General features: G+C 60.6%; 11 protein-coding genes. 6 read left to right on the plus strand and 5 right to left on the minus strand.

Annotation, left to right across the window (positions count from 1 at the left end):
• The first annotated feature begins 3 nt into the window (after positions 1 to 3).
• From Q7C33_RS17235 to Q7C33_RS17245, 3 genes are read left to right on the plus strand one after another with little or no spacing between them, the layout of a single operon-like run.
• Positions 4 to 1,446: a CpaF family protein gene (locus Q7C33_RS17235; protein WP_407683839.1), complete on the plus strand. Its 1,443-nt coding sequence runs from the start codon at positions 4 to 6 to the stop codon at positions 1,444 to 1,446.
• Positions 1,443 to 2,429, plus strand: coding sequence for a type II secretion system F family protein (locus Q7C33_RS17240; RefSeq protein WP_198798362.1), 987 nt, complete (start codon positions 1,443 to 1,445; stop codon positions 2,427 to 2,429). Before Q7C33_RS17235 ends, Q7C33_RS17240 begins: the two co-directional genes overlap by 4 nt.
• Before the next feature lie 26 nt (positions 2,430 to 2,455).
• Complete coding sequence (locus Q7C33_RS17245) at positions 2,456 to 3,421, plus strand: type II secretion system F family protein (protein ID WP_030138418.1); 966 nt, start codon at positions 2,456 to 2,458, stop codon at positions 3,419 to 3,421.
• Between the two features lie 900 nt (positions 3,422 to 4,321).
• Here the strand turns inward: Q7C33_RS17245 and Q7C33_RS17250 are convergent.
• From Q7C33_RS17250 to Q7C33_RS17270, 5 genes are all read right to left on the minus strand, one after another.
• Entirely contained in the window at positions 4,322 to 4,591 is a 270-nt protein-coding gene (locus Q7C33_RS17250) for a DUF3613 domain-containing protein (protein ID WP_030137680.1), read from the minus strand.
• A 20-nt stretch (positions 4,592 to 4,611) separates the two neighbouring features.
• Complete coding sequence (locus Q7C33_RS17255) at positions 4,612 to 5,325, minus strand: tetratricopeptide repeat protein (protein ID WP_030137681.1); 714 nt, start codon at positions 5,323 to 5,325, stop codon at positions 4,612 to 4,614.
• A gap of 56 nt (positions 5,326 to 5,381) precedes the next feature.
• Complete coding sequence (locus tag Q7C33_RS17260) at positions 5,382 to 6,605, minus strand: type II and III secretion system protein family protein (RefSeq protein ID WP_030137682.1); 1,224 nt, start codon at positions 6,603 to 6,605, stop codon at positions 5,382 to 5,384.
• A 472-nt stretch (positions 6,606 to 7,077) separates the two neighbouring features.
• Complete coding sequence (locus tag Q7C33_RS17265; protein ID WP_030137683.1) at positions 7,078 to 7,485, minus strand: PA2817 family protein; 408 nt, start codon at positions 7,483 to 7,485, stop codon at positions 7,078 to 7,080.
• 88 nt (positions 7,486 to 7,573) lie between these two features.
• Positions 7,574 to 10,021 (minus strand): acyl-CoA dehydrogenase, encoded by a 2,448-nt coding sequence (locus tag Q7C33_RS17270; protein WP_030137684.1) that lies wholly within the window; start codon positions 10,019 to 10,021, stop codon positions 7,574 to 7,576.
• 294 nt (positions 10,022 to 10,315) lie between these two features.
• Between Q7C33_RS17270 and Q7C33_RS17275 the strand changes: the two genes are divergently transcribed.
• From Q7C33_RS17275 to Q7C33_RS17285, 3 genes are all read left to right on the plus strand, one after another.
• Complete coding sequence (locus Q7C33_RS17275; RefSeq protein WP_030137685.1) at positions 10,316 to 10,939, plus strand: glutathione S-transferase family protein; 624 nt, start codon at positions 10,316 to 10,318, stop codon at positions 10,937 to 10,939.
• Between the two features lie 134 nt (positions 10,940 to 11,073).
• Entirely contained in the window at positions 11,074 to 12,006 is a 933-nt protein-coding gene (locus Q7C33_RS17280) for an ABC transporter ATP-binding protein (protein WP_030137686.1), read from the plus strand.
• Positions 12,003 to 12,782, plus strand: a complete 780-nt coding sequence (locus Q7C33_RS17285; protein WP_030137687.1) for an ABC transporter permease — start codon at positions 12,003 to 12,005, stop codon at positions 12,780 to 12,782. The genes Q7C33_RS17280 and Q7C33_RS17285 overlap by 4 nt, the downstream gene beginning before the upstream one ends.
• The last annotated feature ends 38 nt before the right edge of the window (positions 12,783 to 12,820 follow it).

A 12,820-nucleotide genomic window follows, 5' to 3' on the forward strand; every position in this document is an offset into this window, starting at 1 on the left:
CCCATGATCAGCGACTTCCGCAACCGCTTGCGCAAACAACCCGGCAAAACTGGTGCTTCAATGGCCGCCCAGCCCGGTGACGGCCAGACAGACTCGACCGAAGCGTTGATGGCCTGGGAGCATGCCGTTCCCGATGTGCCTTACGAAACCCGCACCCAGGTCACCCCGGTAGAAGCCGAGTGGCGGGAAAAAATCTATCAGCAGTTGCTCAAGGTGATGGACCTGTCCTTGCTCGATGCACTCGAACAAGCCGAGGCCACGCGGCAGATCCGCGATATTTGCCAGCGCTTGCTTGAAGAACATTCGGCGCCGGTGAGTACAGTCAGCCGGCAGTTGATCATCAAGCAGATCACCGATGAAGTGTTGGGGCTTGGCCCGTTGGAACCGCTGCTTGCCGACCACAGCGTGTCCGACATCCTGGTCAACGGTTTCGCCTCGGTCTACGTTGAGCGCTTCGGCAAGCTGCAACGCACTGACGTGCGCTTCCGGGATGACCAGCACTTGCTGAACATCATCGACCGCATCGTTTCCAGCCTTGGGCGGCGCATCGATGAGTCCTCGCCGTTGGTAGACGCCCGGCTCAAGGATGGTTCGCGGGTCAACGCGATCATCCCGCCGCTGGCCATCGACGGCCCGAGCATGTCGATCCGGCGCTTTGCCGTGGACCTGCTCAACACCGACAGCCTGATCCAGGTGGGCACCATGACACCGGCCATTGCCTTGCTGCTCAAGGCCATTGTCCGCGGGCGCTTGAACGTGTTGATTTCCGGTGGTACCGGCAGTGGCAAGACCACCATGCTCAACGTGCTGTCGAGTTTCATCCCGCATAACGAACGGATCGTCACCATCGAGGATTCGGCCGAACTGCAACTGCAACAACCTCACGTGGTGCGCCTGGAAACCCGGCCCTCGAACATCGAGGGGCGCGGCGAGGTGAGCCAGCGCGAACTGGTGCGCAACAGCCTGCGGATGCGCCCGGACCGCATTGTCATCGGCGAGGTGCGTGGCGCCGAAGCGCTGGACATGCTCACGGCGATGAACACCGGCCACGACGGTTCGCTGACCACCATTCACGCCAACACCGCCCGCGATGCGTTGGGTCGTGTCGAGAATATGGTGTCGATGACCGGGGCGACCTTTCCGATCAAGGCCATGCGTCAACAAATTGCCTCGGCCATCGATGTGGTGATCCAGTTGGAGCGTCAAGAAGACGGCAAGCGTCGCGTCACCAGCATTCAAGAGATCAACGGCATGGAGGGGGAGGTCATCACCATGACCGAAATCTTCTCCTTTGCGCGCCACGGCATCGGTGAGCACGGCGAGGTCCTCGGTGAATACAAGCCCAGTGGCATGATCCCGGCCTTTCGCGATGTACTGGCCAAGCGCGGCATCGAATTGCCGCTGAGCATGTTCCGTCCTGAATGGATGGAGGGCCGGCAGTCATGAAAGGTATCCCGGGCGAATTCATCCTGATCTTCCTTGGCATGGTGTTCATTGCCGTGTTCCTGCTGTCCCAGGGCGTGGTGGTGCCGGTGTTCGGCGAGGCCGGGAAAATGCGCAAGCGCATTCGCGGTCGCTTGCTCGTCCTGGAGAAAGCCAACCACCTGCCGAACATGCAGACCGTACTGCGGCAAAAATACCTGACGCGCCTGTCTCCCCTGGAAGCCCGGCTGGAACAGCTGCCGTTCATGGCCAACCTGACTCAGTTGATCGAGCAGGCCGGCCATGAGTACCGCGCCTATCGGGTGATGTTGCTTGGCCTGGCCATTGGCGCGGCGGTGGGTGCCTTGGTGTTGATGGTCTGGCCGATCTGGTGGGTGGCGCTGTTGGTGGCGTTTGCCGTGGCCTGGTTGCCGGTGCTGAAAATCCTGCGCGATCGCAACAAGCGTTTTGCCGCGTTCGAGGAAGGTTTGCCGGACGCCCTGGATGCCATGTGCCGGGCCTTGCGCGCCGGCCATCCCTTCAACGAAACCCTGCGCCTGGTCGCCGAGGAGCATAAGGGGCCGGTCGCCCAGGAATTCGGCATGACCTTCTCCGACATCAACTATGGCAACGACGTGCGCAGAGCCATGCTCGGCCTGCTGGAGCGCATGCCGAGCATGACCGTGATGATGCTGGTGACGTCGATCCTGATCCACCGCGAGACCGGCGGCAACCTGACCGAAGTACTGGAACGCCTGAGCCGGTTGATCCGTGGGCGTTTCCGTTTCCAGCGCAAGGTCCGGACGCTGTCGGCCGAAGGGCGTATGTCCGCCTGGGTGCTGGTGGCGATTCCTTTCGTGCTGGCGATCGCCATCGTGGTGACCAGCCCCAGTTACATGCCGGTACTGGTCAATGACCCCATCGGCCACAAGCTGATCTTCGGCGCGTTCTGCGCCATGTTGGTGGGGATTTTCTGGATCCGGAAGATCATTCGGATCCAGGTCTAACGCTGTTGCGCCCAGAGGTATCGGTCATGGACTTTTTGCTCGGGTTGTTCAGTCGATTCACCGGGAACGAGGAGCTTGCGCGCCTGCTGTTCGTCACCGTGATTGGCGTCAGTACGGTGTTGGCGGCCGGTGCCGTGCTGTTGATGATGCTGGGTCTGCAAGACCCGGTGCAGCGTCGGCTGGCGTTGATCAAGCGCGGTTATGCCGGTAGCGCGACGGGGCAGGAGGCGCCCGGTAATCTGCAACTGCTACTGGAGCGAGTCGGCCAGCGCTTCGCCTCGACCGACACGACCCAGACGTCCGCGACCCAGACGTTGCTGACCCATGCCGGTTATCGATCCGCTTCGGCGGTGCAGATGTATTGGGCCGTGCGCCTGATGCTGCCCCTGGTGATGATCGGCGTTGCCTTGTTGTTGCTGCCGATGGTCAAGGTCTCACTGGCCATCGGCCTGCTGGCGGTGGTCCTCATGGCGGGCATTGGTTGGCTGGTGCCGGCGCTCTATGTCGGCAAGCGCAAGAACGCACGGCAAGGTCGGCTGCGCGCCGCATTTCCGGATGCGCTGGACCTGATGGTGGTCTGCGTCGAGTCGGGCCTGGCCTTGCCCACCACCATCGAACGGGTGGCTGAAGAAATGTCCGTCAGCCAGGTCGAGCTGGCCGAGGAACTGGCGCTGGTCAACGCGCAGATCCGCGCGGGCATCACCAGCACCGAGGCGCTCAAGCAACTGGCCGTGCGCACCGGCCTGGAGGACATCCAGGGCCTGGTCAGCCTGTTGGCGCAAAGTATCCGTTTCGGCACCAGCGTGGCCGATACCCTGCGGATCTACGCCGATGAGTTCCGCGACCGGCGGACCCAGGCTGCCGAAGAAATGGGCGCCAAAATCGGCACCAAACTGATCTTCCCGCTGATCTTCTGCCTATGGCCAAGCTTCTTCCTGGTCGCCATCGGCCCCGCCATGATCGGCGTGTTCAGGGCTTTCGGGAACATGTAGCAAGGCCGGCTTGCCGAATATGCTGTGGGAGCGGGCTTGCTCGCGAAAGCGGTGGGTCAGTCAATGCAGGTGTTGACTGTGATTCCGTCTTCGCGAGCAAGCCCGCTCCCACAGGGTTTTTGTGTTGTTGCATGCGCCAGATGTCGCCGCAGAACCGATGTGGGAGCGAGCTTGCTCGCGAAAGCGGTGGGTCAGTCAATGAAGATGTTGGCTGTGATTCCGCCTTCGCGAGCAGGCTCGCTCCCACAGGTTTTTTGTGTTGTTGCATGCGCCAGATGTCGCCGCAGAACCGATGTGGGAGCGAGCTTGCTCGCGAAAGCGGTGGGTCAGTCAATGCAGGTGTTGACTGTGATTCCGTCTTCGCGAGCAAGCCCGCTCCCACAGGTTTTGTGTTGTTGCATGCGCCAGATGTCGCCGCAGAACCGATGTGGGAGCGAGCTTGCTCGCGAAAGCGGTGGGTCAGTCAATGAAGATGTTGGCTGTAATTCCGTCTTCGCGAGCAAGCTCGCTTCCACAGGTTTTTGTGTTGTTGCATGTGCCTCATGTCCACCCCGGATCCAGTGTGGGAGCGAGCTTGCTCGCGAAAGCGGTGGGTCAGTCAATGAAGATGTTGGCTGTAATTCCGTCTTCGCGAGCAAGCTCGCTCCCACAGGGTTTTGTGTTGATGCATGTGCCGCATGTCCACCCCGGAGCCTGTGTGGGAGCGGGCTTGCTCGCGAAAGCGGTGGGTCAGTCAATGCAGGTGTTGGCTGTGGTTCCGCCTTCGCGAGCAAGCCCGCTCCCACAGGCGGCCCCGGCTTGCTTTAGTCAATGCCTTCAGCCAAAAGACCGCAGCCCCCGGCAACTCCCTACATCAAGCGTAGGGGTGTCGGAGGCTGCGGTCTTTATGCTTGCAACGCTTCACTCACTCTTGCTGACGTCTCCCCCCATGTCCTGGTCGAAGAACATCGGGATCGGGTAAGTAAAGCTGTTGAGCCAGCGCTGCATGGCCAGCTCGCGTTCGGCGGCCGAGGCGGTTTGCAGGTTGGTGGAGGCCACCACGCCGCGGATTTGCAGTTGCATCCAGCTCTCGGTCCCTTGCTGCGCCGCCGAAGACGGGCCTGGGTCGATCGCCCAGGCGGAAGTGGACAGGCAAGTCAGGCATACGATCAACAATTGTTGGGTCTTCATCTCTCGGACTCCTCGAAACGCTACTTGACCGCGCCGGTAGAGGCATCGACGACCTCGGTCAGGCGGTTCGATTGTGAGGTCGTTGCATTACCGGCAGAGCCGCGGATTTTTTCCGCACGGGCTTGTGCATCCGCCACCTGTTGGGGGCTCAGCTTGGCCATGCTCGCCAGTTCCGCCGCCTGCTTCCAGTTGTCCTGGTAGATCAGCAGGGTCACCATGTTGAGCGCAGCCAGCGTGTTTGACTGCTGCAGTTCCATGGCCGTCATGAACTCGAAGCGGGCTTGGGGAATCCGCTTTTGATTGAGGTAGACAACCCCCAGGTCATTGCGGATTTTTCCTTCGGTGGGCGCCATCTTTGCTGCACGTTCGAGGTGTTCCGTGGCGTTGGCGTTGTCATTCTTGGCAGCGGCCAATTGACCAAGACCATGTTCACCATCGGCAGCCAGGCAAGTTCCAAGCAGGCTTTTATACAAAGGCTCGGCCTCGCTGCGTCCCATCAGGCGCAGCACCCGGGCCTTGCGCAAACGGACCTGGACCAAGTCCTCGGGCAAGCGTTCGAGGTTCGCCAGGCTGGCATACAAGCGACCTTCATTGGCCATGTCATCGGCCAGGTTAAGGGCCAATTCCTGATCGGCGCCGGGCTTGGCGCAACTGGCCGCGCTCGACGCCACGGTGCCATGGCTGGCACAACCGGCGAGCATCAAGGTCGCCGTTATCGCAATCATTGCTTTCATCCCATGCCCCTTGGAAACCGGTTGAATGGCTGGCGCTTCGCACTGCACGTAGCGGCTCATTGGGACAGCCCGCTGCGGTTATCGAACTCGCCATGTTCAAGGAAATACATGCGGTAGAAATTCGGGTCGTAATTGCGCAGTTGCTCGCCCGGCAAAGTAGGCAGTTGCGCGTCGGCGGCCAGCGGTTGGACCAGGTGCGGGGTGACAATCATCAACAGCTCGCGCTCTTCGCGGTTGATGGAGTTATCGCGAAAGAACGCGCCGAGAATGGGTATATCCCCCAAACCGGGAAACTTGTTCACCTGTGAGCTGTTGCGGGTACTGATCAGGCCGCTGATGACGAAGCTTTCGCCATCGGCCAAAGCGATGCTGGTATCGGTGCGGCGCACGGTCAGGGCGGGTACCAGCGTCCCGGCGATGTTCACGGCGTTGGTGAAATCCAGCTCGCTGACTTCTGGCGCGACTTTCAACGCGATGCGGTTTTTGCCGATCACGGTGGGCGTCAGGGTCAGGCGGATGCCGAATTCCTTGTACTCGATGGACACGTTGTCGCTGCCGGCACTGGGCACGGGAATCGGCACTTCGCCACCGGCCAGGAAGCTGGCGCTCTGCCCGCTGAGGGCCACCAGGCTTGGCCGCGCCAGGGTGTAGGCGAAGCCGCTGCCTTCCAGGGCGTTGATCATCAATAGCGTCTTGCCGGTGGCGAACGACAGATTGAACATATCGTTATTGACCGGCAAGGAGGGCCGGACGATACCGCCGACGGTGGGCAAGGTTCTCGGCGAGCCAAACAGGAAATTGCCTCGTGTGCCGAGAATGGAGGTCGAGGCCTCCTTGAGTTTGGTCCGGCTGACTTCGACGAAACGGATGTCGGTCTGCACTTGGGCGAGCAGCATCGGGTCGTCCGACGGCACGCTTGCTGCGCTGGTCAGTGCGGTGGTGGCTCGGCCTGTCACGAAAACCATGCTTTGACGGGGAATTTTCGAACAGGCCGTCCACACCATCAGGCTGGTGGCGCCGGGCATGAGGCCCGTAAGAATGAAGGCATCGTTGCCGCTGGGTTGCACATCGGCGATTTTCGGATCGCCCACCGCCAGCTTTGTGACGGGAGCAAGAATACGCAGCTCGCTCTGCAGGCCCTGGCCAACCTCGAAGGTGGCGGGCAAATTGTCCAGTTGGGAACAACTGTCCGCCGCAGCGTAAGCCGCATCCAGGCCGAGGCCCATCCAGAACAAACCATGAACAAGGTGTTTCAACGCGGGCACAGTACGATAGCTCATAAAATGATCCTCGACAGACAGGCCGTCCCTAGGCTAACCAGTGCCTCGGATCATTTATGGGGCCCGGGCTGCCCCCCCATTTTCATCAAATCACTCAATGTCGCCGGCAATTGGCCTGGGGCACATTGGACGTCCTGACTGGATGGCACGCGGTACTCAGCACATCTTGAAACGCCCTTGATAGCCGGGCTGGCGAGCAGAACGACGGTTGCCAATCAGGTCGGCTATGGATCGGTTCGCCTGTTCCCTGCTCGCTTCTGATTGACAGTAGTTCAACGCTGGCAAAGCGCCACGGCGTTTGTGAAAAAAACGTCTAAAAAGTGACGGGGGCGAAAAGCATGGGGTTGAGTGCGTCAATAATTTGTCTTTCGCTGTTATTCAGCAGGACAAATCCCAGGCGCCGCCATCAACAAAAAGCCGCAAAAAAGCCCGCAGGGTTAAACCGTGCGGGCCTTTGCATTGCTGCTTGCGATCAGTGCTTGCTGTCCTGATCCGACATTGCCAGCAATTGTTTTTCCTGGTTCCAATCGAAGGGCTCGTCGTTTTGTTCTGCTTCGAAACGACGCTCCTCCAGGGCCTGGTACAGACTGATTTCTTCGTCGGGCATGTAGTGCAGGCAATCACCGGCGAAATACCACAGCAGGTCGCGGGGGACCAGGTGGGCAATCTGGGGATAACGGACGATCACCTGGCACAGGAGATCCTGACCCAGGTACTGGCTTTCGATCGGGTCGACGGGCAGTTGCGCGCGCAGGTCATCAAAGCGCTCCAGGAACAGCGCATGGCTTTCTTCGGGAACCTGTTCGGCCTCACCCACAGCGACCAGGATGCTGCGCAAGTGGTCAAGCAAGACAAGGTGATCGGCAACGACATTGGACACGAGATAAGTCCTCAAGAGCAAAACGGGCGCAGGAGTATAAAGTGCCTGCGCCTGCTTTTACATGCTAGTGATCAGATCGCCGTCCGGATCACCGGACTTTGTCCTCGGCGAGCGTCAAGGCTTCCTTATCGAAGTCATCCACGTCGATGACCTTGCGCCGTGCCGCCTCGGCCGCCCGCAGGGTCTGTGCTTCACCGGCTTGCAACACGCCTGCTTCCAGGGCAGCATCGATGAGGTGTTCTCCGGGGGGCGGATTGAGCTGGCCCTGCTTGAGGGCAGCATGGATTTTTTTCTGCAGCGGATGGGCTGCGGCCAGCAGGTCGGCAGCGTGTTGCAGCGCGCCCACCGGATCGTCGGTGGATTGCGGGCGATAGCAGCCCTGTAGCAACTCTTCCAGGGTCGGGTCGCCCTTGGAACGTCCGATAACAGCCGCGACCTCGGCATCGAGCCTGTCGCTCGGTCCCCTGTGGCGACGACCCAAGGGGAACACCACCAGGCGCAACAGGCAGCCCAGCACCCGGTTGGGAAAGTTGCCCAGCAGTTCGTCCAATGCGCGCTCCGACTGGCCCAGGCTTTCTTCCATGGCCCACTGGAACAGTGGCGCCATGTGGTCCGGCGAATCGAGATCGTGATATCGCTTGAGGGCAGCCGAGGCCAGGTAAAGGTTGCTCAACACGTCACCCAGTCGGGCAGACAAACGCTCGCGGCGCTTGAGCTCACCGCCCAGCAACATCATGCTCAGGTCCGCCAGCAGGGCGAATGCTGCCGCCTGCCGGTTGAGTGCACGGAAATAACCTTGGCTCAGGGCATTGCCTGGCACGTTGTCGAAATGCCCCAGGCCCAGGTTGAGCACCAGCGTACTGGCGGCGTTGCTGATGGCGAAACCGATGTGCTTGAGCAGCAGCCCGTCGAATTCGAGCAACGCCTGGTCCTTGTCTTCGCGGGTGGCCAGGGCCATTTCCTTGAGCACGAACGGATGGCAGCGGATGGCGCCCTGGCCGAAGATCATCAAGTTGCGCGACAGGATATTCGCGCCTTCCACGGTGATGAAAATCGGTGCGCCTTGCCAACTGCGCCCCAGGTAGTTGTTCGGCCCCATGATGATGCCCTTGCCGCCATGCACGTCCATGGCGTGGCTGATGCATTCGCGGCCGCGTTCGGTCAGGTGGTATTTGAGGATCGCCGACAGCACCGAAGGTTTTTCGCCGAGGTCCACCGCGTTGGCGGTCAGCATGCGCGCGGCGTCCATCAGCCAGGCGTTGCCACCGATCCGCGCCATGGCTTCCTGGATGCCTTCGAACGCCGACAATGGAACGTTGAATTGTTCACGCACCTGGGTGTACTGGCCGGTGACCAGGCTGGTGAACTTCGCCGCGCCGGTACCGACCGCCGGCAGGGAAATCGAGCGGCCGACCGACAGGCAGTTCATCAGCATCATCCAGCCCTTGCCGAGCATGGCCTGGCCGCCGATGAGGAAATCCAGGGGGATGAAGACGTCCTTGCCCCAGTTCGGTCCGTTCATGAAGGCGGCGCCGAGGGGCAGGTGGCGACGGCCGATGTGGACGCCGGGCGTATCGGTAGGAATCAGTGCCAGGCTGATCCCCAGGTCTTCTTCGTCGCCGAGCAAGTGGTCCGGGTCATAGGCCTTGAAGGCCAGGCCAAGGAGCGTGGCGACCGGGCCAAGGGTGATGTAGCGCTTTTCCCAGTTCAAGCGCAGGCCGAGGGTTTCCTCGCCTTGCCATTCGCCTTTGCAGATGATCCCGGTGTCTGGCATCGCCCCGGCGTCGGAACCGGCCAATGGACCCGTCAATGCAAAGCAGGGGATGTCGTCGCCACGGGCCAGTCGCGGCAGGTAGTGGTTGCGTTGTTCGTCGGTGCCGTAATGCAGGAGCAGTTCCGCCGGACCGAGGGAGTTGGGGACCATCACGGTGGAAGCCAAGTCGCCGCTGCGGGTCGCGAGTTTCATTGCCACCTGGGAATGGGCGTAGGCGGAGAACCCCTTGCCGCCGTATTCCTTCGGAATGATCAGGGCGAAGAAACCGTGCTCCTTGATATGTGCCCAGGCTTCTGGCGGCAGGTTCATGGCCTGGCCGATCTGCCAGTCGCTGACCATCGCGCAAAGCGCTTCGGCTGGGCCATCGAGGAATGCCTGTTCTTCTTCGGTCAGTTTTACCTTGGGATAGGTCAGCAGCAGGTCCCAGTCCGGCCGGCCGCTGAACAGTTCGCCATCCCACCACACCGTGCCCGCGTCGATGGCATCGCGCTCGGTCTGCGACATGGGTGGCAGGGTCTTCTGGAACCAGTCGAACATCGGTGCGCTGAAATATTTGCGGCGCAGGTCCGGCAGCAGCAGCGGCGTCGCGATGGCGGCGAGCACCAGCCAGAGAAGGAGCATCAGCCAGCCGGGCGCATGGCTGGCGACACCCATCGCCAGCAGGTAGACCGCGACAATACCCAGCGCCGGTAGCGGGGCGGTGCGCCGATGCGCCAGCCAGGCGACTCCGATGACCAGAACCAGTATCCACAACAACAGCATAAGTGATCCTCCGTGAACCAAGGCAAAACCGACCTTCAGAGCGTAGACGGCCCGTGCAAAACCGGCGGTAGGCGCAATGGGACTGATTTCGTGGGAAACCCTCCCTGTATTGCGCCAGTCTGGTTGGCAACAGCCGTGGGAAATCGTTCGTTGCCGAAGTGAGAAAACGTCATTGTTTGGCGTAAATGCCCTGGCGGCTCAGGAAGGTTTGGCGGTGCGCTCTCGCTCGGTGATTTGAGCCATTGCTGATCCGGCGTATGCTGCTGCGGCATTTATCCATCGAGGGAAGCCGTGATGCTGAAGATCTGGGGCCGGAAGAATTCATCGAACGTGCGCAAGGCGTTGTGGTGCGCCGAAGAACTGGGGCTCATCTATGAGTCTGTTGATGCAGGCGGCGCGTTCGGTGTGGTGGACACGCCCGAATACCGCGCGAAGAACCCCAACGGCCGGGTTCCGATGATAGAAGACGACGGCTTCGTGCTCTGGGAGTCGAACACCATCGTCCGGTATCTGGTTGCTCGCCACGCCCCGGATTCCGCCTGGTACCCCGCTGACGTACAGGCCCGGGCCACGGCGGAAAAATGGATGGATTGGACGACGTCGAGTTTTGCCGCACCGTTTCGCACGGTGTTCTGGGGCGTCTTGCGCACCCCAGCCGAGCAGCAGGATTGGGCCGCCATCAAGGCTGCGATCAAGGAATGCGAAGACCTGCTGGCAATGGTGGAGCAGACCCTGGGCCAACAGCCTTACCTTAGCGGCAATGAAATCGGCATGGGCGATATCCCCCTGGGCAGTTTCATTTATGCCTGGTTCGAGATGCCCATCGAGCGTGCCGCGCTGCCCAATGTGCAAGCCTGGTACGCACGGCTCCAGCAGCGTCCGGCCTATCGCAAAGCCGTGATGACCGCGTTGACTTAATACTTACTATCGACACGCTTCACTGTACTTGTGCGGCGACGCCACGCACCATTGCCTTCGTGCGGGTGGTTGCATTGCTCGTCGCACGCCCTTATCTATTCTTCTCTTTTCCCCTTCTTGGTGCGTAATCCGATATGAGTTCCGCTCTGTCCATACGGCAGTTAACCAAAACCTACGGCAACGGTTTCCAGGCCCTGAGTGGTATCGATCTGGACGTCGCCGAAGGTGATTTCTTCGCCTTGCTTGGCCCTAACGGCGCCGGCAAGTCCACCACCATCGGCATTCTTTCCACCTTGGTGAACAAGACCAGCGGCACGGTCAACGTGTTCGGCCATGACCTGGACCGCGCTCCCGCCGCGCTCAAGCGCTGCATTGGCGTGGTGCCCCAGGAATTCAATTTCAACCAGTTCGAAAAGACCTTCGATATTGTCGTGACGCAGGCCGGCTACTACGGCATTCCGCCGAAAATCGCCAACGAACGCGCCGAGCAATACCTGACCCAACTGGGGCTGTGGGACAAGCGTGATGTGCCGTCCCGCTCGTTGTCCGGCGGCATGAAGCGCCGCCTGATGATCGCCCGTGCGTTGGTGCACGAACCGCGCCTGCTGATCCTCGACGAACCGACCGCGGGCGTGGACATCGAGTTGCGCCGTTCGATGTGGACCTTCTTGACCGAATTGAACCAGAAAGGCATCACCATCATCCTCACCACGCATTACCTGGAAGAGGCCGAACAACTGTGCCGCAACATCGGCATCATCGACCATGGCACCATCGTCGAGAACACCAGCATGCGTCAGTTGCTGAGCCAGTTGCATGTGGAGACCTTCCTGCTGGATCTCAAGCATGACCTCAGTGTCGCCCCGCAGCTCATCGGCTACCCGGCTCGGTTGCTCGACGGCCATACCCTGGAAGTCCAAGTCGACAAATCCGCCGGCATCACCGGGCTGTTCACTCAACTGGCCCTGCAAAATATTGAAGTGCTGAGCCTGCGCAACAAGACCAATCGCCTTGAGGAGTTGTTCGTGTCCCTGGTGGAAAAAAACCTGGCGAAGGTGGCGGTATGAGTTCCGAACTGCGACCCAACCTGATCGCCCTCAATACCATTGTCTACCGTGAAGTCCGGCGCTTCATGCGGATCTGGCCGCAGACCCTGCTGCCCCCGGCCATCACAATGGTTCTGTACTTCGTGATCTTCGGCAACCTGATCGGTCGGCAGATCGGCGACATGGGCGGCTTCACGTACATGGACTACATCGTGCCGGGGCTGATCATGATGTCGGTGATCACCAACTCCTACGGCAACGTCGTGTCGAGTTTCTTTGGCAGCAAGTTCCAGCGTTCGATCGAAGAACTGATGGTCTCGCCGGTTTCGCCCCATACAATCCTGATCGGCTTCACTTTGGGGGGCGTGTTACGAGGGTTGGCGGTGGGCCTGATCGTGACGCTGCTGTCGCTGTTCTTCACCAATCTGCAGGTGCATCACCTGGGGGTGACGATCCTGGTGGTAGTCCTGACGGCCACGATCTTTTCGCTGCTGGGGTTCATCAATGCCGTGTTCGCGCGCAACTTCGATGACATCTCCATCATCCCGACCTTCGTGCTCACGCCGTTGACTTACCTCGGTGGCGTGTTCTATTCGATCTCGTTGCTGCCACCGTTCTGGCAGACCGTGTCCCTGGCCAACCCGGTGCTGCATATGGTCAACGCGTTTCGCTATGGGATCCTTGGGGTTTCGGACATTCGGATCAGTATTGCGATTACGTTCATGCTGGTGGCGACTGTTGTGCTTTATGTGGGCTGCGCGCGGTTGCTGGTCAGCGGCCGCGGGATGCGCACCTGACAAGACGCATCGCCTTCTTCGCGAGCAAGCCCGCTCCC

Origin of the sequence: Pseudomonas sp. BP11-1-1 (genome assembly GCF_052112105.1) — a bacterium.
GTDB lineage: Bacteria > Pseudomonadota > Gammaproteobacteria > Pseudomonadales > Pseudomonadaceae > Aquipseudomonas > Aquipseudomonas alvandae.